Annotated in this window: 18 protein-coding genes; 6 read left to right on the top strand and 12 right to left on the bottom strand. The window is 61.7% G+C overall.

Going from position 1 to position 21,926, the window contains the following annotated elements:
* Positions 1-8: 8 nt before the first annotated feature.
* From CAF77_RS06415 to CAF77_RS06460, 10 genes are all read right to left on the bottom strand, one after another.
* A complete protein-coding gene (locus tag CAF77_RS06415) occupies positions 9-1,643 on the bottom strand; it encodes an ABC transporter ATP-binding protein (protein WP_064381299.1) in 1,635 nt (544 codons plus the stop codon).
* Position 1,644: 1 nt separating this feature from the next.
* Entirely contained in the window at positions 1,645-2,667 is a 1,023-nt protein-coding gene (locus CAF77_RS06420; RefSeq protein ID WP_064381298.1) for an ABC transporter permease, read from the bottom strand.
* Positions 2,667-3,731 carry a microcin C ABC transporter permease YejB gene (locus CAF77_RS06425; RefSeq protein ID WP_064381296.1) on the bottom strand — a complete coding sequence of 355 codons (1,065 nt, stop codon included), beginning with the start codon at positions 3,729-3,731 and terminating at the stop codon, positions 2,667-2,669. The genes CAF77_RS06420 and CAF77_RS06425 overlap by 1 nt, the downstream gene beginning before the upstream one ends.
* Complete coding sequence (locus tag CAF77_RS06430) at positions 3,718-5,568, bottom strand: extracellular solute-binding protein (RefSeq protein WP_085654176.1); 1,851 nt, start codon at positions 5,566-5,568, stop codon at positions 3,718-3,720. Before CAF77_RS06430 ends, CAF77_RS06425 begins: the two co-directional genes overlap by 14 nt.
* 114 nt (positions 5,569-5,682) lie before the next feature.
* Positions 5,683-8,337 (bottom strand): TonB-dependent receptor, encoded by a 2,655-nt coding sequence (locus tag CAF77_RS06435; protein ID WP_064381293.1) that lies wholly within the window; start codon positions 8,335-8,337, stop codon positions 5,683-5,685.
* A gap of 118 nt (positions 8,338-8,455) precedes the next feature.
* Entirely contained in the window at positions 8,456-8,959 is a 504-nt protein-coding gene (locus CAF77_RS06440; RefSeq protein WP_011334506.1) for an RES family NAD+ phosphorylase, read from the bottom strand.
* Positions 8,956-9,447 carry an antitoxin Xre/MbcA/ParS toxin-binding domain-containing protein gene (locus CAF77_RS06445; protein ID WP_011334507.1) on the bottom strand — a complete coding sequence of 164 codons (492 nt, stop codon included), beginning with the start codon at positions 9,445-9,447 and terminating at the stop codon, positions 8,956-8,958. Before CAF77_RS06445 ends, CAF77_RS06440 begins: the two co-directional genes overlap by 4 nt.
* A 254-nt stretch (positions 9,448-9,701) precedes the next feature.
* On the bottom strand, positions 9,702-12,626 hold the full coding sequence (locus tag CAF77_RS06450; RefSeq protein ID WP_064381291.1) for a TonB-dependent receptor: 2,925 nt from the start codon (positions 12,624-12,626) through the stop codon (positions 9,702-9,704).
* A 91-nt stretch (positions 12,627-12,717) separates the two neighbouring features.
* Positions 12,718-13,665 (bottom strand): FecR domain-containing protein, encoded by a 948-nt coding sequence (locus CAF77_RS06455; protein WP_064381289.1) that lies wholly within the window; start codon positions 13,663-13,665, stop codon positions 12,718-12,720.
* Entirely contained in the window at positions 13,662-14,168 is a 507-nt protein-coding gene (locus CAF77_RS06460; protein ID WP_011334510.1) for a sigma-70 family RNA polymerase sigma factor, read from the bottom strand. The genes CAF77_RS06455 and CAF77_RS06460 overlap by 4 nt, the downstream gene beginning before the upstream one ends.
* Before the next feature lie 298 nt (positions 14,169-14,466).
* On the opposite strand from CAF77_RS06460, the gene CAF77_RS06465 reads away from it, so the two are divergent.
* From CAF77_RS06465 to CAF77_RS06480, 4 genes are all read left to right on the top strand, one after another.
* Complete coding sequence (locus CAF77_RS06465) at positions 14,467-16,185, top strand: hydrogenase maturation protein (RefSeq protein WP_064381288.1); 1,719 nt, start codon at positions 14,467-14,469, stop codon at positions 16,183-16,185.
* 60 nt (positions 16,186-16,245) lie between these two features.
* Positions 16,246-17,109 (top strand): LysR family transcriptional regulator, encoded by an 864-nt coding sequence (locus tag CAF77_RS06470; protein ID WP_041475306.1) that lies wholly within the window; start codon positions 16,246-16,248, stop codon positions 17,107-17,109.
* 109 nt (positions 17,110-17,218) lie between these two features.
* The gene (locus CAF77_RS06475) at positions 17,219-18,364 is read left to right on the top strand and encodes a sterol desaturase family protein (protein WP_064381286.1); all 1,146 of its coding nucleotides are present in this window, start codon (positions 17,219-17,221) and stop codon (positions 18,362-18,364) included.
* A gap of 56 nt (positions 18,365-18,420) precedes the next feature.
* Entirely contained in the window at positions 18,421-19,437 is a 1,017-nt protein-coding gene (locus CAF77_RS06480) for an SMP-30/gluconolactonase/LRE family protein (RefSeq protein ID WP_371915535.1), read from the top strand.
* Between the two features lie 146 nt (positions 19,438-19,583).
* Here CAF77_RS06480 and CAF77_RS29305 read toward each other — a convergent pair whose 3' ends face one another.
* Both CAF77_RS29305 and CAF77_RS06485 read right to left on the bottom strand, forming a co-directional pair.
* Positions 19,584-19,754: a hypothetical protein gene (locus CAF77_RS29305; protein WP_170928923.1), complete on the bottom strand. Its 171-nt coding sequence runs from the start codon at positions 19,752-19,754 to the stop codon at positions 19,584-19,586.
* Between the two features lie 109 nt (positions 19,755-19,863).
* Complete coding sequence (locus CAF77_RS06485) at positions 19,864-20,106, bottom strand: YdcH family protein (RefSeq protein WP_039768852.1); 243 nt, start codon at positions 20,104-20,106, stop codon at positions 19,864-19,866.
* Between the two features lie 205 nt (positions 20,107-20,311).
* Between CAF77_RS06485 and CAF77_RS06490 the strand changes: the two genes are divergently transcribed.
* Positions 20,312-20,833 carry a DUF4142 domain-containing protein gene (locus CAF77_RS06490; RefSeq protein WP_064381282.1) on the top strand — a complete coding sequence of 174 codons (522 nt, stop codon included), beginning with the start codon at positions 20,312-20,314 and terminating at the stop codon, positions 20,831-20,833.
* 240 nt (positions 20,834-21,073) lie between these two features.
* The gene (locus CAF77_RS06495) at positions 21,074-21,925 is read left to right on the top strand and encodes an STAS domain-containing protein (protein WP_064381281.1); all 852 of its coding nucleotides are present in this window, start codon (positions 21,074-21,076) and stop codon (positions 21,923-21,925) included.
* Position 21,926: the final 1 nt, after the last annotated feature.

Below are 21,926 nucleotides of genomic sequence, written 5' to 3' on the forward strand. Positions count from 1 at the left end.
CGGGAAATTTACCGGATCTGCTCCGTGGGTGAAAGTCTGCCCTCCTGGCTGCCGGTTTCTGCCGTGACCGGTGTCACAAACGACGCCGCCAGCAGCTCCCGCGTATACGGGTGCCGGGCCGAATGGAATAACCCGGCCGTTTCGCCACGCTCCACCACCTCGCCATCCTTCATCACGATCAGATCATGGGCCAGCGCCCGCACCACCGCCAGGTCATGACTGATGAACAGATAAGTCAGACCGTGCTCCTCCTGCAATCGGCGCAACAACGCGACGATCTGCTTCTGCACGGTGCGATCCAGTGCCGAGGTCGGCTCATCGAGCAGGATCAGATCCGGCTTGAGCACCAGCGCCCTAGCGATGGCGATGCGTTGTCGCTGCCCGCCGGAAAACTCGTGGGGATAGCGATGACGCGTCGCCGGGTCGAGTCCGACCTCCTTCAATACCTCGATCACGGCCTGTTCGCGCTCAAAAGCAGTCATATCACTATGCACCTGCAACCCTTCGGCAATGATTTGCTCCACGCACAAGCGCGGGCTGAGGCTGCCGAACGGATCCTGAAACACCACTTGCAGGCGTTTGCGCAGCGGACGCAAGCGCTTGCCGCTCAGTTGCTCAAGCGCTTCCCCCTTGAAGCGGATGCTGCCGTCGGCGTCGATCAGACGCAGGATCGCCTGACCCAGCGTGGACTTGCCCGAGCCCGACTCACCGACAATGCCCAGCGTCTTGCCCCGCTGCAGGTTCAAATCGATGCCGTTGACCGCGTGCAGATACGACTTGGCCCGCAGCCACCCGCCGCCCAGCAGAAAACGCACATGCAGATCACGAACCTTGAGCAAATCCTCCGCTGCATCACGGCACAACGCCGCGCCACCGGGTTCGGCGTTGAGCAATTCGATGCTGTAGGGATGCTGCGGCGCACGGAACAACTGCTCGCAGCTCGCCTGTTCGACGATTTCGCCCGCGCGCATCACCGCCACCCGCTGGGCGATGGTGCGCACCAGATTCAAGTCGTGACTGATGATCAGCAGCGCCATACCCAGCCGCTGTTGCAGCTCCTTGAGCAGCAACAGAATCTTGCGCTGCACCGTGACGTCGAGGGCCGTGGTCGGCTCATCGGCAATCAACAATTGCGGCTCGCACGCCAGAGCCATGGCGATCATCACCCGCTGCCGCTGCCCGCCGGAGAGCTGATGCGGATACGCTTTCAGCCGCTCGCGCGGACGCTGAATGCCCACCAATTCCAACAGCTCCAGAATCCGATTGCGCGCCGCCGCGCCCGCCAGTCCCTTGTGCAACGCCAGGCTTTCGCCGAGTTGCCGCTCGATGCTGTGCAACGGATTTAGAGAACTCATCGGCTCCTGAAAAATCATCGCGATGCGGTTGCCGCGCAGTTGCCGTAGATAGCGCTCGTGCACCCCTAGCAACTCTTCGCCGCCGTAGCGGATGCTGCCGTCGATCTGCGTGATATTCGGGTCCAGCAATTGCAGGATGCTGTGGGCCGTCACCGACTTGCCGGAACCCGACTCGCCCACCAGCGCCAGGCATTCGCCCGGGCAAATGTCGAAGTTGATGCCGTGCACCACTTCCTGCCCTTTGAACGCTACCCGCAGGTCGCGTATTTCGATCAGATGTTTACGCATATCAAGTCCTGGGGTCGAAGGCATCACGGCAGGCTTCGCCGATGAATACGAGTAAAGAAAGAATCAGCGCCAGGGCAAAAAATGCCGTCAGCCCCAACCATGGTGCTTGCAGATTGTTCTTGCCCTGACCGATCAACTCACCCAGCGAAGCACTGCCCGCGGGCATGCCGAAACCAAGGAAATCCAGCGCCGACAACGTCGCAATCGCCCCGGTCAGGATGAACGGCAGGTACGTCAAGGTCGCACTCATGGCATTGGGCAGAATGTGCCGCACGATCACCTGCACGTCGCCGACACCCAGCGCCCGCGCCGCTTTCACGTATTCAAGTCCTCGGCTGCGCAGGAACTCGGCGCGCACCACGTCCACCAGACTTAGCCACGAAAACAGGGCCATGATCCCCAGCAACCACCAGAAGTTCGGCTCGACGAAGCCAGACAGAATGATCAGCAGATAGAGCACCGGCAGCCCCGACCAGACCTCCAGCAGACGCTGCCCGAGCAAGTCGACCCAACCGCCGTAATACCCCTGCAAGGCACCGGCGGCGATACCGATCAACGCGCTCACCGCCGTCAACGCCAGGGCGAACAACAGCGAGACCCGCGTGCCGAATATCACCCGCGCCAGCACGTCCCGCGCCTGATCGTCGGTGCCCAGCCAGTTTTCGGCGGTGGGCGGGCTCGGGGCCGGTTCAGTGAGGTCGTAGTTAGCCGTGTCGTAGCCGAACGGGATCGGCGCAAACCACATCCGTCCGCCCTGCCCCTCGATCAATTCACGCACCTGGGCGCTGCGGTAGTCGGGCTGGAACGGCAGCTCGCCGCCGAAATCCTGCTCGGTGTAGCGCTTGAACGCCGGAAAATACCACTCGCCCTGATACGTCACCAGCAACGGTTTGTCGTTGGCGACCAGTTCGCCGCCCAGGCTCAGGCCGAACAGCGCGAGAAACAGCCACAACGACCACCAGCCGCGCCGATGGGCCTTGAACCGCGCCCAGCGGCGCTGTCCGATGGGAGAAAGCGTCGGCATCAGGCAGTCCTCGCGGTGAAGTCGATGCGCGGATCGACCAGCGTGTAACACAGGTCGCCCAGCAGTTTTATCAGGAGCCCGAACAGGGTGAAGATGAACAGCGAGCCGAACACCACCGGGTAATCCCGCGACACCGCTGCCTCGTAACTCAGGCGGCCGAGACCGTCGAGGGAGAAGATCACTTCGATCAGCAGCGAGCCGCCGAAGAACACCGTGACCAACGCCTGGGGCAATCCCGCCACCACCAGCAGCATCGCGTTGCGAAACACATGCCCGTACAACACCTGGCGTTCGCTCAGGCCTTTGGCTCGGGCCGTGACCACGTACAGCCGCGAGATCTCGTTGAGGAAGCTGTTCTTGGTCAGGATCGTCAGCGTCGCGAAGCCACCGATCACCAGCGCACTGACCGGCAACACCAGATGCCAGAAGTAATCGGCAACCTTGCCCCACAGCGACAGCTCGGTGAAGTTGTCCGAGACCAGCCCGCGCACCGGGAACCAGTCCAGCGCCGTACCACCGGCGAACACCACAATCAGCAGCAGCGCAAACAGAAACCCCGGCATGGCATAGCCGATGATGATCGCCGCGCTGCTCCAGACATCGAACGCCGAACCGTTGTGCACGGCCTTGCGAATGCCCAGCGGAATCGATACCAGATAAGTGATCAGCGTCGCCCACAATCCCAACGACAAGGTCACCGGCAGTTTCTGCCAGATCAGCTCGGTCACCGTCGCGCCCCGGAAGAAACTCTTGCCGAAATCCAGTTGCGCATAGCTCTTGAGCATCAGCCACAAGCGCTCGCCGGCGCTTTTATCGAAGCCGTACTGGCGCTCGATCTCGGCCACCAGTTTCGGGTCCAGCCCACGGGTCGCGCGGGACTCGCCGCCAATGCTTTCGACATGGCTGGCACCCACCGCCGCACCGACACCGATCCCCTGCAATCGGGCGATAGCCTGCTCGACCGGGCCACCGGGCGCGGCCTGCACGATCACGAAGTTCACCAGCAGAATCGCCAGCAAGGTTGGCACGATCAGCAGCAGACGCCGCAGGCTATAACCCCACATGGGCGTACTCCTTTTGCTGTTGCTGCATTTGCGTCGCGGTCAGCGCGGTCGGGCTGATTTCCCACCAGGTGTCGAGGCCGGCGTCGTACAGCGGCGCAATTGCCGGGCGACCGAAGCGGTTCCACCACACCGTGGAAATCCCCGGCGGGTAGTAGTTGGGAATCCAGTAATAGCCCCACTGCAACACCCGATCCAGCGCATGGGCGTGGCGCAGCAGGCTCTCGCGATTGTCGGCCTGCACCACGCCTTCAAGCAGCGCATCCACCGCCGGGTCGCGCAGCACCATGTAGTTGTTGGAGCCGGGATCATCAGCGCCGTCGGAGCCGAAATAGTTGAACAGCTCGCGCCCCGGCGCCTGACTCACCGGGTAACCGACGACGATCATGTCGTAGTCGCGGCTGCGTACGCGGTTGGTGTATTGCGCGGTGTCGACCTGACGAATATCGAAACCGATGCCGATCTGCGCCAGGTTGCGTTTGAACGGCAGCAGCAGACGCTCAAATCCCTTCTGGCCGTTGAGAAAGGTGAATCGCAGCGGCTCGCCGGCGGCATTCACCAGTTGATCGCCTCGGGGTGTCCAGCCGGCGGCCTCCAACAGTTTCAGCGCCTGCAATTGTTGCGCGCGGATGTTGCCGCTGCCGTCGGTGCGCGGCGCTTCGAATACCTGGCTAAAGACTTCATCAGGAATCTTGCCGCGCCACGGTTCGAGGATTTTCAGTTCCTCGGCATCCGGCAGCTCGGTGGCCGACAACGCACTGTGGGAAAAGAAGCTGCGCTGACGCAGGTACATACTGCGCATCATCTGCCGGTTGCTCCATTCGAAATCCCAGAGCATGGCGATCGCCTGCCGCACTCGGCGATCCTGAAACACCGGCTTCTGCAAGTTGAACGCAAATCCCTGGGCACCTTGCGCGGCGCCGGGTGCGAGGTGTTCACGCAGCAACTTGCCCTGCTCCAGCGCCGCCCCGGCGTAACCGATGGTGTAACTGGTGGCGGAAAACTCGCGGTTGTAATCAAAGCCACCGGCCTTGAGCACTTGTCGCGACACGTCCGTGTCGGCAAAGAACTCCACGCTCAATTGATCGAAGTTGTAGAGCCCGCGAGTGATCGGCAGATCCCTGCCCCACCAGTCCTTGATCCGCTGAAACCTCACGCTGCGCCCGGCATCCACCGCGCTGACCTTGTACGGCCCGCTGCCCGGCGGAATCTCGAAGCCTGCGCCATCGGCGAAATTGCGTGTGCGCCACCAATGCTCGGGCAGCACCGGCAACGTCGCCAGATCCAGCGGCAAGGTACGGCTCTCGTTGTTCTTGAACACGAAACGCACCTGGGTCGGCGACTCGACCTGCACCTCGGCGACATCGCGAAACTGTTGGCGATATTTGAGGCTACCCTGAGTGGTGAACAGTTCGAAGGTGTAGCGCACGTCTTCGGCGGTGATCGGCGTGCCGTCCTCGAACTGTGCCTTGGGGTTGAGGTAAAAGCGCAGCCAGCGCCGGTCCGCGTCCAGTTCCATCCGTTGCGCCACCAGACCGTAGACGCTGTAGGGCTCGTCTTTGCTGCGGTAGGCCAGCGGCGCATAGAGCCAGCCGTCGATGTCGGCAACGCCGGTGCCTTTGTCGATGTAGGGAATCAGGTGATCGAACGGGCCGCTCTCCAGCGAAGAGCGGCGCAAGGTTCCACCCTTGGGCGCGTCGGGGTTGGCATAGGCCAGGTGCTGGAAGTCCGGGGCGTATTTCGGGGCTTCGCCGTAGACCGTGAGGGCGTGCTGGGGCGCCGCGAACGGCGCCGGGCTCAGCGACAGACCGACGCTGAACAGAATGACTCTGGAAAACATGGGCAGATCCTTTCACCACGCGCCTGCCTGACTGTGATGTGCAACAGGCCGGGCCTTTTTATAGGGCGGGGTTTAGAACCATGTGTTACTAAAACCCGCCGTCACCGATCATTCTCAGAACTTGTAATTGACCCGCGTGTACAGCGTGCGGCCAAACGGGTCGCCGTATTTCGGGTCATAGCCGCTCTGGAACGTGTAGGTCTGGTTGCTGAATGGTGGCTCGCGGTCGAACAGGTTTTTCACCCCGAGGGTCACCGCCAGGGTCTTGCGCCAGGTGTATGTGCCGGCCACGTCCCAGACGTTGTACGAGCCGACGTAGTCGTGAGTCTCGCGATCCGAGTCGTGGTAACCGCTGGTGTAGCGGTTGGTCAGGCTGGCACCGAGCGGACCGTAGTTCCAGCTGCCGGTCAGGCTGTGACGCCAACGAGCCACGGCGCCGGCCGAAGCAAAGTCGCCGCCACGAAAATCGCCGAGCTTGTCGATGTAGTCGCCCTTGAGCTGCTGCTGATAGTCGTAACGGGTGACGTAAGTGCCTTGCAGACCGATGCCGAAATCGCCGTACGGTGTGCTCGGCAGACGATAGTCGAAGCTCACGTCGACGCCGTTGGTCTTGATCTTGCCGAGGTTGGCGAGGCCGGTGACGATGTGATCGATGGAACCATCAGGCTTGCGGATCAGGCGCTCCGGGTACAGCTCCGGGTTTTCGAACACCGCCGATTCTGGGAATTCGGCGATCTGGTTGGCGATGTCGATCCACCAGAAATCCAGCCCGGTGGTCAGTCGATCAAACGGCTGATAAACGAAACCGAGGGTGACGTTGCGCGCAGTTTCCGGGCTCAGGTCGGTGTTGCCGCCGGAGGTGCGATTGAACTGCTGGGCGCAGTCGCGGTTGGCGATCCCGCCGTTGCTCGGGTTGCCACCGGCGCACAGGCGCGGGTCGTTGTAGTTGGCATTGGTGAACGAGGTAAACGTCGGGTTGTACAACTCATAAAGCGACGGCGCACGGAAGCCTTCACTGTAGGCGCCACGCACCACCAGTTCCTTGAAGGGCTGGAAGCGGAACGAGTACTTCGGGTTGGTGGTGCTGCCGAAATCGCTGTACTTGTCGTGGCGCACCGCGGCGGATAATTCAAGGCTGTCGAGCACCGGCACGTTGACCTCAGCGTATTGGGCCGAGACGCTGCGATCGCCTTGCACACTGCCGTTGGGATCGACGCCCAGGCTCTGCACGTCGCCGGCAAACGCGGCGAAATCCTGATGGAAATCTTCCTTGCGGTACTCACCGCCCAGCGCCAGCGCCGAAGGCCCTGCACCGAACCAGTCGCCGATCTCGCGGCTAATGCGCCCGTCAATCGCCTTGACCCGGCCCACTGCCGTCGCGTAATCGCCATTTACCCCGTTGGCTGCCAGTAATGCCGAACCGGCAGCGGTCTGCGCGCCGAACGGGGTGATCACACCGTTGGCGATGCCCTGGCTGACGGCGCGGTCGTTCACGTAACCGCTGCGAATCGTGTTGACCACCTTGTTCTGGTTGTACGACGCGCCGAGGTTGTAATCCCACCCCACCAGCGTGCCATCGAAGCTCAACAGCAGGCGCTGACCGGTGTTGTCATCTTCATGCTGCCGGGCACCGACGGCGGTTTCACGCCAGTTCACGTCCACCGGTTGCGTCGGGTCGAGGGCAAAACCGCTCGGGCCGGGCGTAATACCGTTACCCGGATAGAACGCCGTGCCGGGATTGACCTGATTGCCCATCAAAGTGCCGGGGCCGATCTGCGTTCGGTTTTCGTTGCGCGCCCAGAAGTATTCGAGGCTGACGTTGTGATCATCCGACAGCTTGCCGGTGGCCTTGGCGAACGCGGAGGTCTTTTCGGTTTCCGGCACCAGATCCAGGTAATTCCACAGGCTCTGGCGGCAGATGCCGTTGCGTGACAACAGCCCCGGCGCATTGCAACCGGAACCGGCCAGCGGGTTGGTGGCGTTACTGCCCTGGCTCCAGTTGGCGGGCGATGCCGTGCCGGAGGTGTAATCGAGTCCGCGTCCCGGCTGGTAGTTATAGGTGTAGCCGCGATCGTCGGCCGCCAGGCGATTCTGCTTGTCGTAGCTCACCACGCCGAAAACGTTGAAGCGATCATCCTGCAAATCACCAAAACCCCAACTGCCGCTGACGTTACGGCTTTCACCGCCACCGGAGTGGGTCGGAGTGTCGTAGCTGGTGCTGATCTGGCCTTCGGTGAGGCTGGTCTTGGTGATGAAGTTGATCACCCCACCGATGGCATCGGTGCCGTATAGCGCCGAGGCGCCATCGCGCAGCACCTCCACCCGGTCGATGGCAGCGAACGGGATGGTGTTGAGGTCGACGCCAGAGCCATTGATCGCATTGGTCGCGTTGTTGCTCAGACGCCGACCGTTGAGCAGCACCAAAGTCTTGTTCGGGCCAATGCCACGCAAGTCCGCATAAGACGCGCCGCCGCTGGAAGAACCCACCGAACGCCCGGAGCCTACGGACGACTGGTTGGCAGAGATACGGCTGACCAGCTCTTCGGTGGTGGTCACGCCCTGCTTCTGCAATTCCTCGACCCGCAGGATGGTGACAGGCACAGCGGTTTCGGCATCGACCCGACGAATCGCGGTGCCGGTGACTTCGATCCGTTGCAACTGGGTGGTCGGTTCTGTAGCACTGCTGTCGGCAGCAATCGCCGGCAATGTGTTGATCGCCAGCAGCAAGGCCAGGCTCAAAGGGGATTTAACGGGTGAAAAATGGATCATGAACAGCCATCCCTGCGTTTTGGTTTATGCAGGGATGTGCGATGGCGGATGACGATTTATAGGGCGCGATTTAGACCGTTGGGTGCTGAGGTTATGCAAAATGCAGCATGACGCTTCATCAGACCAACGCCATTTCCGCGAGTAAGCGGGTATCGAGGCCGAACCGCTCCTGCGAGACCATCCTGAACTGCCCTTCTGCCAGGTCGCAGCTCACCAGCAAGTTCCACGAATGGCGGGTTGCCGCCGACGGAATCAGTACAAACGGGTGCTCGGCCAGCAACGCGTCGGCGAACAATTGCTGATTGGGTGAAGGCTGTGCAGGGCTCAGCCAGTAAGGGTTCGGCACCTCTTCGGGCTGCACGATTTTCACCTTCGCGTCGCTGATGACCTCAAAGCACGTCAATACATAAGGTTCGCGGTCCAGGGCATCAAAACTGCGGTTGGCTGCCACCTCCAGAATGGCCGAGGAAGGATCGACTGAGGCGTAGACGACGCGTCGTCCGGGTATATTCCAGCGACCGCCTTTCAGCTTCGATCCAATCCCGCTGTCCCACGTGCCTCCGTAAACCTCGGGATCCAGCCGCCAGGCATACCAATGCTTGTCCCACGGCAAGGGGTTCATGGGTAAACCCCGTAGATAAGCTGCTGCAAATACTGCTCGACCATCTGAAAACCCAATGGATGCAGGGTCAACTCCAGCGGCACATGACCGTGAAAATAGGTAGAGGGTTTCTGCAGCCAGTCCTCCGCCCGTGGTTGCCCCCCGAAGGCCCGAATGGCCAACTCCAGCACCAATGCATATTGGTAGGCGATGACACTCTGCTGCGGGTCAAGCCGTACCGGTTTGCCTTCCTTCAGCAGCCGCCGTACCGTTCTGACCGACTTGCCAGTGATGAGTTTGACCACGTCGCCTTGCTGGTAAAGCTCGGAGGTTGAAAGCATGTCGACGACGTCGTTCAACTCGAAACCTTCATCGGTAAGGTGAACAATCAGCAGGGCGTCATCACCGATGTTCCGGCCATGCACGAGCAATTCGACAGGTTTGCCCTCAACCTTCTTCAAGCCCGCCAACCGGGTTACTTTTGCGCTGGGCAACGCGACATCCTCCATGGGGCACCTGGCACGGTCATCGCGCCACTGTTGGCGTGCGGAATAAGCCGGCGTTTCGTATTCGAGGTGTGCAGTTCGCATGATCAATCCATTATCAGAGGCCTGAGTAATCAGGCCGTTAACGACTTCAATGTCATCGCCGATGCTATAGATCACGCTTCCGACGACCAACCTGAAAAAGTCGTCGGAAATATCCCTGCTTTCACATGAAACCCGGCAACTTCCGTAGGACGTTGTCGGGCGTCATTACGTATTCAACTCCCGAAGTGATAACTCACATCCAGCCACCACTGGCGCCCGTACGGGTCGTAGTTGCCGGTCGGGTAATACGGCCACCCCGCCGAGTCGTCATGCTTGACCTGGTTGAGCACGTTGTTCACGGTCAGCCCGACGCTTGCCCGGTCGTTGAGCTTGTAGCGTGCACTGGCGTTGAACACCGTCCACGGCGACAGACGCCCGTCGCCCGCGCCGTTGGTGACCGAGCCGTAGCGAATCCCCATCAATGTTGCCGTGGCCTTCTGGTAATCCCAGGTCAGGCTGGCGTTGACCTTGCTGCGCCAGTCGTAGTTGGTACGCGAGGTGCGCCAGTCCTGGGTCGGGGCTTCGTCCGATTCCTTGTAGTAATGCGAGAGCACCAGGGTGTAGCCCAGCGCCGAACTGAACGCACCGTACTGCCCGGCGCCCCAGCGGATGTTGCTCTTGAAGTCCAGGCCGCTGACCCGTTCGCTGGCGGCGTTGATCGCATTCACCCGCACCCGCTGCAACTGATTGGGATCGACGGCCGCATTGCCGGGATTGCGATCGACGCGCGCCAGGGTCGACTGGCAGTTGGCCGAGTTGATGTCCTGGGTGCCATTGCGGCATTCGTTCTCTTGCTGCAGCAGACGGTTTTCGTCGACGGTGGTCAGCAGGTCATCGATCTCCACCCGCCAGAAATCGGTGGAGAAATCGAAATTGCGCGACGGTGACCAGACGAAACCGTAGGTCCAGGATTTGCCGCGTTCGGATTCCAGATCCGCCGTGCCGCTCTGGGTGTAATCGACCCGCCCGCGATCACAGGCGCCCTCCACGCCCTGGCTGCAACCGTAATAGTCGATCTGCGCCGGGTAGTAGCCGTTGCTGTCGGACTGATAGATGTAGTTCAGGTCCGGGGCGCGGAAACTGGTGCCGTAGCTGCCGCGCACCAGCAGGCTGTTTACCGGCCGCCATTCCAGGCCAAGGTTGTAGGTTTTCTGTTGTTCGGTGCGGCCGCTGAATTTGTATTGGTCCCAGCGCCCCGCCGCTGTCGCCAGCACCGTGTCGGTGACCGGAATGCTGAACTCGCCCCCCGCCGCGTAACGCTTGCGCGAGCCGCCGGAGCTTTGCGCCGGGGTCACTCCGTAGAAACTGCCGTCGTTGAGGCTGTCATCCGGATCGATGCGGTATTCCTGCTTGCCCGCCTCCAGCACCCCGGCGAACCCCACCGGGCCAGCCGGCAGATCAAACAACTCGCCGTTGACCGACGCGTTGTAGCTGGTGGAAACCGACTTGCTGCTCTGCGTCAGATTGCCGCGAAACTGCTCCCACTCCTGGGTTGTCAGTGGCCGGTCGAGGCGCGAGGCATCCGGCGCGAAAACCGGGTAACCGTCGCGGATGCCCAGTTGCGGGCCGAGGTAGAAATCCTGAATCGACGACAGCGGCGTGTAACGCGTGGTGCGCACGCTTTTGTATTCCGAGCGGTTGGCCGCCAGTTCATAGTTCCAACCGGTGTCGGCAATCTTGTCCGAAAGGCCCAGGGTGCCGGTCCACGAGGTGTCGCGCCACTTGCTGTTGTTGCTGGTGCGCCCACCGATTTCCTCTTCGCCGAAGCGGCGGTACCAGCGCTCCAGATTGCCGCTGTTCTGGTTGATGAAGTCCGGCGAGGTGAAGCTGGGGCCGCGTGTGTTGTTCTGGATGTGATCGAGGCCGTACATCAGGTCGGCGAAGACCTGACCACTGTCGCTGAAATGCCAGGTGCCACGGGTGTAGCCGTCGTAGTTTTCCTTTTGCGTCTGCACCGTCCAGTAATCGTTGTACATCTGGTCGGTGCGGCAACGTCCGCCGCTGTTGAACAGTTTGTTGTCGAACGTGCCCTGATAGGCGCCACAGCCGGGCCCCAGATAGCGATTATTGGTCAGGTCGCGCCGATAGCCGACATCCGCCAGCGGCCCGCTCTGCATGAAGCCGCGATCATCGGCCCAGATCGGATCGCGGTGGGTCAGTTCAAGTCCGAACAAACCGTCAAAGTCGCCCCAACTGCCGCCGCCGCTGATCTGCAAGCGCTGGTTGTCACCGCCTCCGCGCTCGCTGGTGCCGCCCTTGAGATTGACGTCGACGCCATTCATTTTGTCTTTGAGGATGATGTTCACCACCCCGGCAATCGCGTCCGAACCGTAGATCGCCGAAGCGCCGCTGCTGAGCACTTCGATGCGCTCAATGATCGCCGATGGAATGTTCGCCAGGTTGGTGAAGTTGACCTTGCCGTCATACGGCGTCGGGTAATCGGCCACCCGTCGGCCGTTGATCAGCACCAGCGTGTGGTTGGGGCCGAGGCCGCGCAGGTTGAGGGCGCTGGCCGCCGGTTGCCAGGTGTTGCCGTAGTCTTCGCCCTGGGTCATGCCGGTGTTCTGGGTTTGTGTGGCGAGGGCGTCGTAGACGTTCTTGTAGCCGCGCGCCTCCATTTCTTCGTGGGTGATGACATTGACCGGGGTTGCACCATCGCTCTGCGCACGGGCGATCCGCGAGCCGGTGACGGTGACTTTTTCCATGCGGTAATCGGCGCTGCTGGCGGGCGCCACAGCGGCGGCTTTCACGGGCGCGGCGTTCGGCGCATCGGCCTGACGAATGCTCAGGCCCTGGGTGCCCTGCTCGACTTGCAGACCGCTGCCGATCAGGGCTTTCTCCACCGCCTGACGTCCACCCAATGCGCCGCGTACCGCGCTGCTGCGCTTGCCCTGCACCAGATTCTGGCTGAAGGAAATCGGCACGCCGGTCTGCCGCGAGATGTCCAGCAGCACCTCGTCGAGGGCCCCTGCGGCAATGTCGAAGGTAAAGACCTGAGCGGCGGCGTCTTGTGCCTGAACGGCGACCGGACCCATGCCCGCCGCCAGCACGATGGCCAGCGTCAGGCGGGACAATTGTTGTTGTTTGAATGAGAACATCGAGGGGCTTCCCTGTTGAAGGCGTCTGCAGGGAATGAGCAGCGGCACGGCGCTTTTTATAGGGGGACGGATAGACCGGGAAGTTATGGATTTATAACCGCGCTTCAATGCTGACCCAGTACGGGTTGTGCCAGGTGACACGGATCGGCAACGAACGCTCCAGCAGTTGCAGGGTGCGGTCGCTGTCGTCCAGCGGATAGAGACCGCTGAGACGCAGACCGGCAACCTCCGGGCTCAAGTGCAGGATGCCGCGACGGTAGCTGCGCAGGCTGTCGATGACTTCGCTCAAGGGCCGATCACGCACTTCAAGCCGCCCTTGGACCCAGGCACTCTCCTGCCCGTTGCCGGGTTCCAGCGCGAGGATTTCCTGAGCGTTGAACAGCAGACTTTCGCCCGCCTCCACCACTTGCCGCGCGCCGCTGGCGGTGACCACTTCGACCTGTGAATGCAGCATCACCAGCCGCGTCGAATCGTCACCGCGCTGCACCAGGAATTTGGTCCCGAGCGCACGCATCCGCCCATGCTCGGTTTCGACCACAAACGGCCGGGCCAGATTTTTCGCCACATCGATCAGCAGTTCACCGCTGCGCAAGTCCAGCAAACGCTCGATGTTGTTGAAGCGTGGTACCACGCGGCTGCGGGCATTCAACGTAAGGGCGCTGCCATCCTCCAGCGTGAATTCCCGACGCTCGCCGGTACCGGTAGTCAACTCGCCGGCCTCGGGCAACCAGCCATAACGTCGACCGAGCAAACCGGCCAGCACCGCGATACCGAGCACGCTCAAACTGCCGCTGAGGAATCGACGGCGACTGGACGGCGCATTCAGGCTGTGCAACACACTCTCACGCGGCAAGCCGCGCAGGTTCGAATGGCGTAGCAGGCTCAGCCCGCCGCCCATTTGCTCGATGATCTGCTGATGCCGTGGATCCGCCGTGCGCCAGGCGTCGAAGGCGGCGCGCTCCTGCAAGCTGACATGCCCTGATTGCAGCAGCGCCATCCATTGCGCCGCTTCGTCGATCAGCGTTTCGTCCGGCCTCATGCCTGCATCGCCTGATAGCAACGCTTGAACGCCTCGACCATGTATTGCTGCACGCGGCTGGTGGACACGCCGAGGCGTTCGCCGATTTCGCTGTAGGTCAGGCCGTCGAGTTGGTGGTAGAGAAACGCCGCCTTGGCCTTGGCCGACAGGCCGTTGAGCAAGCGATCCACCGCCAGCAGCGTTTCGATCACCAATTCCCGTTCCTCGGGCGACGGATGCACCGGTTCCGGCGCCAGCGCCAGGCTTTGCAGATAAGCGCGCTCCAGATCCTGCCGGCGCCAGCCTTCATAGACCAGCCGCCGGGCAATCGTGGTCAACAGCGCGCGGGGTTCGCGGATTGCCAGCGGATCGGGCAGCGCCAATACCCGAAGAAAGGTTTCCGAAGCAATGTCCTGTGCGCTGTGCGGGCAACCGAGCGTACGGCTGACCGCCGCGCACAGCCATCGGTAGTCCTTTTGGAACATCTGCCCGATGACCTGGTAATGCGGGTTGTGACTCCCCATGCGTTACTCCCTGAAAACGGGTTCCACCCGCTGCGAAAATCCATGGATACGCCGGGATCTTCCGGCGGTGATCAGGGATGCGACTGTGCAATAGCGCCTGAGACATTTGAAGTAATAAAAAATCAGGATCAGCAAACCTTTGAGAATAAGGCACGTCGTCGCCACGGCAATATTGGCTGACACAACGTTGATCTCGATCAGTGGCGCGAGCCACGCCAGTCACTAACCTTGCGCCTCCATCGATAGCCACGGACGGCTCACAGGGAGCCTGCGGCTGACCTTTCAAGGAAGAACAATCATGCGATCACTCAACATCATTCTTTTGTCGTCGGCGTTCAACGGCCTGACTCAGCGTGCATGGCTGGACCTGCGCCAGGCCGGGCACTCGCCGAGCGTGGTGCTGTTCACCGACGAAGCCGCCGTGTGCGAACAGATTGAAAACAGCGGTGCCGACCTGGTGATCTGCCCGTTCCTCAAGGACCGTGTGCCCCACGCACTGTGGAGCAATCCGCAGCGCCCGGTCGTCATCATCCACCCCGGCATCGTCGGCGATCGCGGTGCCAGCGCACTGGATTGGGCGATCATGCGCGAGCTGCCGTCCTGGGGCGTGACCGCCCTGCAAGCGGTGGAAGAAATGGATGCCGGCCCGGTCTGGGCCACCTGCGAATTCAACCTGCCAACGGGGCTGCGCAAATCCGAGCTGTACAACGGCCGGGTCAGCGACGCGGCGATCTGTTGCATCCGTGAAGTGGTGGAGAAATTCATCGACGGCTTCGTGCCGGTGGCGCTGGATTACAACGATCCGAAAGTGCGCGGGCGTTTGCAGCCGAACATGAAACAGGACGACCGCACCTTCAGCTGGCATGACTGCTCGCGCTTCATCAAGCGCTGCATCGATGCGGCGGACGGCCAGCCCGGCGTACTCGCCAGTCTCGCCGGCGGACAGTATTACGTATACGACGCGCACCTCGACCAGCGCACCGGCATGCCCGGCGAAATTCTCGCGGTACACGACGACGCGGTGCTGGTGGCGACCGGTGATCACAGCCTGTGGATCGGCTCGTTGCGACGCAAACCGCAACCGGGCGAGGAAACCTTCAAGCGTCCGGCGCGGCATGTACTGGCCGGGCAACTGGCGCACGTGCCGGTGCTGGACTGGTCGATTGCCAACGCGCCATTCAGCGACGAGCCGTATCAGCCGATCCGCTATCGCGAGTCCGGCCAGGTCGGCGAGCTGACGCTGGAGTTCTACAACGGCGCCATGAGCACCGAACAATGCCGGCGCATGGTCGAGGCGTTGCGCTGGGCCAAGTCCCGCGACACGCAGGTACTGTTGATCAAGGGCGGGCGCGGCAGTTTTTCCAACGGCGTGCACCTGAACGTGATTCAGGCCGCAGAAGATCCAGGCGCCGAAGCCTGGGCCAATATCCAGGCCATCGATGATGTGTGCGAAGAATTGCTCAGCGCGCGGCAACTGGTGGTCAGCGGGGTCACCGGCAATGCCGGTGCCGGCGGTGTGATGCTCGCACTGGCGGCCGACATCGTGTTTGCCCGCGCCGACATCGTGCTCAACCCGCACTACAAGAGCATGGGCCTGTACGGCTCGGAATACTGGACCTACAGCCTGCCCCGCGCCGTCGGCCCGGCCATGGCCGAACAACTGACCCAGGCCTGTCTGCCGGTCAGCGCTGCTCAGGCGCTGCAACTGGGCATGGTCCAGGAAATCGGCCCGCGCTGCCCGGACGAGTTTTCGCTGTGGCTGCTGCAACGGGCCAACAGTGTGCTGAGTGATCCGACTTATGCGCCGGTGCGCGAACGCAAGCTGCGGGTCGATCATGCGCTGATCCGCCAATGCCGCGAGGCGGAGCTGCAAGAGATGCAGGAAGACATGCTGTACAACCGCAATCAGTTTGCCGAGAAGTGCCGCAACTTCGTGTACAAGCGCAAGACTTGCTGTACGCCGGCGCGGTTGGTGGAGGAATGGGCGCGGGTGCATGAAGTCGAAGTGGCTGACTGAACAATGACGCGGTCCCGGGGCTGCCCGTACAATGCGCGCACCTCAACCACCGGCCCGCCCATGGACATCGACCTCGCCCGCACCTTTCTGGAAATCGTCCGCCACGGCAGCCTCGCCGCGGCGGCGGAAAAGCTGTTCGTCACGCAAACGGCAATCACCGCCCGGGTGCAGAAACTCGAAAGCCAGTTGGGCAGCACTCTCTTCGTGCGCAACCGTGCTGGCGCACGCCTGACCGCCAACGGCGAGGCCTTCGTGGTCTACGCCAATCAACTGGTGCAGACCTGGGAAGCGGCGCGCCGCGACCTGCCTTTGCCCGAGGGCTATCACAACGTGCTGCACATCGGTGGCGAGGTCAGCCTGTGCAACCCGCTGATGCTCAGTTGGGCGGCCGAATTGCGCGAGAAAATCCCCGGTCACGCCCTGCGCATGGACATCCGCGACGGCGAAAACCTGCTGCGCCAGCTCGAACTGGGGGTGCTCGATGCCGCGCTGGTCTATCAACCGGAATACTGGCCGGGGCTGCAGGTCGAGCAGGTGCTGGAAGAAAAACTGATTCTGGTGACCACGCCCGGCCGCCCTGCGCCCTACGTGTACATCGACTGGGGCCCGGACTTCCGCCGCCAGCACGACGCCGCCCTGCCGGAAAAGGCCAAGGCCGCCCTGAGTTTCAACCTCGGCCCGCTGGCCCTGCAATACATCCTCGAGAACGGCGGCAGCGGCTATTTCCGGACCCGGGTGGTGCGCACCTATCTGGAAAGCGGCGCACTGGAGCCGGTGACCAAAGCCCCGGAATTCGGCTATCCGACCTACCTCGTCTACTCCCGCGACCGCGACTCGGCGATCCTGCAACAGGCATTCGATCTGCTGCGCGAAGTGATCAAGGCCGATGACGACTGGTCGCAGCGCTGGAACCCGTTGAGCTGACGGCTGCCATACACCGGAGCATGGCACTTGTGACCTGAAGGTTGGCCCTGCACAAACGGCGAGATCGGCTACGCTGCCGGGATAACGACAATATCCGCAGGTGAGCGCAGTGAGGCAGACCACCGAGGCATTTCGCAGCCGCTATCGGGCGGCGATCCATCCCCGCTACAACCCGTGGCTGCACGGCGCATTCGTGCTGCTGTTCGGTGTTCTGGCCATCGGCGCGTTCTGGAGCAGCGTGCACCAGGTGCAACCGCTGGAATGGCTGGCCGTGCCACTGACCCTGCTGTTCTTCAATTTCGGCGTGTACATGGTGCACCGCCACCTCGGTCACCACAAAAAGCGCTTCGCGCGGATGTTCTACGCCCGGCATGCCGGCGATCATCACAGCTTCTTCACCCCCGGCCACATGACCTACGACGGCGCCCGCGACTGGCGGGTGATCCTGTTCCCGGCCTGGCTGATCGTGCTGCACACGCTGGCAATCTCCCTGCCCCTGTGGTGGCTGTTTGCGCAGGTCAACAGCAACGTCGCCGGGTTGTTTGGCGGCTGCATGGTGTTCGGTTACCTGACTTACGAGGTGTTTCATGCCTGCGAGCATCTGCCGCCGCAGAACCCGCTGACCCGGCTGCCGTGGATCCGCCAGATGCGCCGTCTGCATGAGTTGCACCACCGTCGCGAACGCATGCAGGAGCGCAATTTCAATATCGTTTTTCCGTTGATGGACTATCTGTTCGGCACCCTTTACTGGGAGCCGGAAACCGCCCCTCTTACCGATTCGAGAACGCCCATGACCCGCATGCAGCACACCGTCGACATTGCCGGCGATCCGATCGCCGTCCTCGCTTACGCCGCCACCGTCAGTCGCTGGCCGGAGTGGCATCCGTCTTCGCTGAAGATCGACGGCCCGAGCGGTGCGCTGCATGCCGGCGCGCGATTCGACGAGGACATCCATGCCGGGGGACGCGAGGGGCATTTGAGTTGGGAGGTGACCGAATACCTGCCCGGTCGGCGCTGGTGTGCCCGGGCTCAGGGTGATCAGGGTCTGTCGTTGCAGCTGACCTATGAATGCTCGGCGCACGACGGTGCCACGCGGTTCGTGCGCACCCTCGATTACCAGTTCGAGGGCATCGGCCTGCGCATCGCCAACCATCTGCTGCTCAAGCGTCGCATCGAGCGCGAATCGGCGACTTCGATGCTCGCCCTGCGCGACATGGCCACCCGGCACCTGGCCCCTGCAGGAGCTCACGTGTGAAGTGGCGCTATCCAGTGTTGTTGCTGATCGTCGTCGTTGTGGCGTTCCTGCTGCTCATGCCGACCAAGGTCGAGCCCGTGGCATGGACGCCGCAACCAGCGCCCTCGCTGAGCGAAGGCCAGTACGCTGACAACCAGCGGCTCAAGGGTGTTGCACAGGTCGGGCCGAGCAATATCGAAGGTCCGGAAGCGCTGCTGCTGGAAAACGATTTTCTGATCACCGGCCTGCACGACGGTCGCCTGCTGCGCACCAGCCTCGACGGCCAGCAGCGCAAGGTGCTGGCCGATACCGGCGGCCGGCCGCTGGGGCTGGCGCGGCATCCCAACGGTTTGCTGGTGATCGCCGACGGGGTCAAGGGTTTGCTGTCCCTCGACGCACAGGGTCAGCTGGTGGCGCTGACCACCGAAGCCAATGGTCTGCCGTTCGGCTTCACGGATGACGTGGCGATCGACAAGTCCGGACACTACGCCTACTTCAGCGACGCCTCGAGTCGCTGGGGTTACGGTCACGATGGCGAAGCGATCATCGAACATGGCGGCGACGGACGCCTGCTGCGTTACGACTTCCAGACCGGAAAAACCAGCCTGTTGCTGGACAAGCTGGAGTTCGCCAACGGCGTGACCCTCGGCCCGGAAGACGCTTATGTGCTGGTCAACGAAACCGGCGCCTACCGCATCAGCCGCTACTGGCTGACCGGCCCCAAGGCCGGCACTCACGATCTGTTCATCGACAACCTGCCGGGGCTGCCGGACAACCTCGCCTTCAATGGCCGGGATCGGTTCTGGGTGGCGCTGTACACGCCGCGCAATCCGCTGCTCGACCGCACCGCTGAACACCCGTTCGTACGCAAGATGATCGTGCGGGCCATGACCGTGCTGCCCAAACCGGTGGAGAAACGCGGGTTCGTGTTGGGGCTGGATCTGGACGGCAAAGTGATCGCCAATCTGCAGGACGCCAGTGCCGGCAATTACTCGCCGATCACCACCGTGCGCGAGTATGGCGAGTGGTTGTATTTCGGCTCGCTGAAGGCCACGCACATGGCGCGGATGCCATTGGACGCCGCCTTGAAGTGAGGCTTTGAGATTTGTGATGAATCGGCTGACGTCATCGCTGGCAAGCCAGCTCCCACAGTTACTGCGTTGATCGCGGAATCTGCAGACGACGCAAAACCTGTGGGAGCTGCGGTGCGACGATTCGACTTGCCAGCGATGGCGGACTATCAGTTACTGGATCGATCGAACTTGTCCGGATCCTCATCCTCCGGCACTTCCTCGCTCTTGCGTTCTTCTTCAGGACTACGAACGGTGTGCGCCGGACTGTTGGGCTCGGGATGGGTAGGAACCGGGTCGAATGCACCCTGCTCTTCACTGGGAAATTTAGGATCTTTCATAAGGCACCTCGGTAAGAGTCGCGATGTAAAGACTCTGAACATTCGAGGTGCCGGTCGCAGCTATCGTTCCAGTCGTTTCACCAGCGAGGGCCGGTGGCGCGACTGACGGTCAGGATCGGGCCTGCAACTGCTCGACGATCTTGTCTTTGACCTGCAGGCGTTTCTCTTTGAGTTTCTTCAGGGTGTCGTCGCTGGGTGCATCCGAGGTCGCCGTCTCGGCCTTGACGACTTCGGCGTCCGCCTGGGAATACTTGTTGATCAGTGCATCCAGATGTGGATCCGCGGTGCGTCGTTGCTGGATCTCTTCCTTTGTCAGTTTCAAGTCCTGTAACAAATCATGGGTCACCGGCATGGAACACCTCCGTCAGTTGATCGGCAGCCAACGCGACCGATTGCGCTGGCCAGGTATCAGAATGGCCTCGGTTGGCCACTTCTGTCGACCACCTGTCAGACCAGCGGTGTCCGTTCGTCGCCCTTTCGCAAATGCGATAAAACCTTTGGTCGGCGAACTTCCTCCATTGAATAACGCTCACAAAAACCTGCGTGGAGAAACACCAATGGACGGATTCAAACTGCGTCACCTCTTTCTGGCTGTCGCCCTCAGCACCGGCATGGGTTCGGCCTTTGCCGCCACCGACAACGATTTCGTCGATAACGCAGCGGCCGGCGGCATCGCCGAAATCGAAACCAGTCGCCTGGCGCTGGAAAAAAGCCAATCCGCCGACATCAAAGCGTTTGCCAACATGATGATCACCGACCACGGCAAGGCCAACGATGAACTGGCGACAATTGCCAAGGCCAACGACATCGAGGTGCCGGACACCACGACCCTGGTCAAACAGGCCAAGGAAAAAATACTCGAAGTCCGTGATGAGTCGTTCGACGCCGCCTATGCCAACAATCAGGTCAAGGCGCACGAAGAAACCATCGAGCTGTTCAAGAAACAAGCCAACACCGTGACCGACGACAAGGTCAAAGGCGCCACCGAACTCAAAGCCTTTGCGCAGAAAATGTTGCCCGGTCTGGAAAAACACCTGGCCGCCGCCAAAGAGCTACAGGCCAAACACCCCAGCAAGTAACCGCCAGGTACTCAAAGAGGCCGCCTCCATTGGACGCGGCCTCTTTGCGTTGGGGCCTTGTTGCAAGCAAAAGATCAGCATTTGCGGCCACGCCGACTAGAGTTACCGGTGCATTGCTTGCGGCAGATCAAAAATATCCTCGCGGGAACGAACAACTATTTCGAACGGCCAGGGTCATTCACTTCGCGCCGGTCATTTTCCGAAGATCCGGCCCCCAATTCGCAATGGAGCAACAGGCACATGGCAGCACTGCAGAACAGCACACTTAATGCGATTAAAAACAATCAGGTTCAACTGCTGGGCGAATGGATCAACGGGCTTCAAACCACCGGCGCTACGCGCAACCTCAAAGAACACGACATACAGCAACAGACCGGCGAATTCCTGCAACTGGTGGTCAGTGGCCTGGAAAACGACAGCGGCACCAACATCGCCGCGCCGGGCTGGGAAGGCATGCGCCAGTTCCTCGAAAAACTCTCCCACAGCCGCGCCCAGCTCGGTCAGGATTCCCAGCAGACCGCCAGCTTCATTTTCTCGCTCAAGGGCCCGCTGTTCGCCCTGCTGCAAAACCATTATCGGGACCAGCCCGCCCTGCTCGCCGAACAGCTTTGGGAAATCTCCGAACTGTTCGATGCATTCGGCCTGTACACCATTCGCACGTTCCAGAAGTCCCGTGAAGCGGTGATCAAGCGCCAGCAGGAAGAACTGCTGGAGCTGTCGACCCCGGTGGTCAAACTGTGGGATGGCGTGCTCGCCCTACCGATGATCGGCACCCTCGATTCACAGCGCACCCAAGTGGTGATGGAATCGCTGCTGCAACGCATCGTCGACACCGGCTCGGAAATCGCCATCATCGACATCACTGGCGTGCCAACCGTCGACACGCTGGTCGCCCAACACCTGCTCAAGACCGTGACCGCGATCCGTCTGATGGGCGCCGACTGCATCATCAGCGGCGTGCGTCCGCAGATTGCCCAGACCATCGTGCACCTGGGCCTCGACCTGCAAGGCGTGGTCACCAAAGCCAATCTGGCCGACGCATTGAAGCTGGCCCTGACCCGTCTGGGCATCACCCTCACCAAGACGGTCTGAA

This window comes from Pseudomonas sp. R15(2017) (genome assembly GCF_002112685.1).
In the GTDB taxonomy this organism is placed as follows: Bacteria; Pseudomonadota; Gammaproteobacteria; order Pseudomonadales; family Pseudomonadaceae; genus Aquipseudomonas; species Aquipseudomonas glycinae.

What these genes read in the sequence shown, in the direction of transcription:
- CAF77_RS06415 (WP_064381299.1), bottom strand. Translation starts at nt 1,643, where the DNA reads ATGCGTAAACATCTGATCGAAATACGCGACCTGCGGGTAGCGTTCAAA.
- CAF77_RS06420 (WP_064381298.1), bottom strand. Translation starts at nt 2,667, where the DNA reads ATGCCGACGCTTTCTCCCATCGGACAGCGCCGCTGGGCGCGGTTCAAG.
- CAF77_RS06425 (WP_064381296.1), bottom strand. Translation starts at nt 3,731, where the DNA reads ATGTGGGGTTATAGCCTGCGGCGTCTGCTGCTGATCGTGCCAACCTTG.
- CAF77_RS06430 (WP_085654176.1), bottom strand. Translation starts at nt 5,568, where the DNA reads ATGTTTTCCAGAGTCATTCTGTTCAGCGTCGGTCTGTCGCTGAGCCCG.
- CAF77_RS06435 (WP_064381293.1), bottom strand. Translation starts at nt 8,337, where the DNA reads ATGATCCATTTTTCACCCGTTAAATCCCCTTTGAGCCTGGCCTTGCTG.
- CAF77_RS06440 (WP_011334506.1), bottom strand. Translation starts at nt 8,959, where the DNA reads ATGAACCCCTTGCCGTGGGACAAGCATTGGTATGCCTGGCGGCTGGAT.
- CAF77_RS06445 (WP_011334507.1), bottom strand. Translation starts at nt 9,447, where the DNA reads ATGGAGGATGTCGCGTTGCCCAGCGCAAAAGTAACCCGGTTGGCGGGC.
- CAF77_RS06450 (WP_064381291.1), bottom strand. Translation starts at nt 12,626, where the DNA reads ATGTTCTCATTCAAACAACAACAATTGTCCCGCCTGACGCTGGCCATC.
- CAF77_RS06455 (WP_064381289.1), bottom strand. Translation starts at nt 13,665, where the DNA reads ATGAGGCCGGACGAAACGCTGATCGACGAAGCGGCGCAATGGATGGCG.
- CAF77_RS06460 (WP_011334510.1), bottom strand. Translation starts at nt 14,168, where the DNA reads ATGGGGAGTCACAACCCGCATTACCAGGTCATCGGGCAGATGTTCCAA.
- CAF77_RS06465 (WP_064381288.1), top strand. Translation starts at nt 14,467, where the DNA reads ATGCGATCACTCAACATCATTCTTTTGTCGTCGGCGTTCAACGGCCTG.
- CAF77_RS06470 (WP_041475306.1), top strand. Translation starts at nt 16,246, where the DNA reads ATGGACATCGACCTCGCCCGCACCTTTCTGGAAATCGTCCGCCACGGC.
- CAF77_RS06480 (WP_371915535.1), top strand. Translation starts at nt 18,421, where the DNA reads ATGCCGACCAAGGTCGAGCCCGTGGCATGGACGCCGCAACCAGCGCCC.
- CAF77_RS29305 (WP_170928923.1), bottom strand. Translation starts at nt 19,754, where the DNA reads ATGAAAGATCCTAAATTTCCCAGTGAAGAGCAGGGTGCATTCGACCCG.
- CAF77_RS06485 (WP_039768852.1), bottom strand. Translation starts at nt 20,106, where the DNA reads ATGCCGGTGACCCATGATTTGTTACAGGACTTGAAACTGACAAAGGAA.
- CAF77_RS06490 (WP_064381282.1), top strand. Translation starts at nt 20,312, where the DNA reads ATGGACGGATTCAAACTGCGTCACCTCTTTCTGGCTGTCGCCCTCAGC.
- CAF77_RS06495 (WP_064381281.1), top strand. Translation starts at nt 21,074, where the DNA reads ATGGCAGCACTGCAGAACAGCACACTTAATGCGATTAAAAACAATCAG.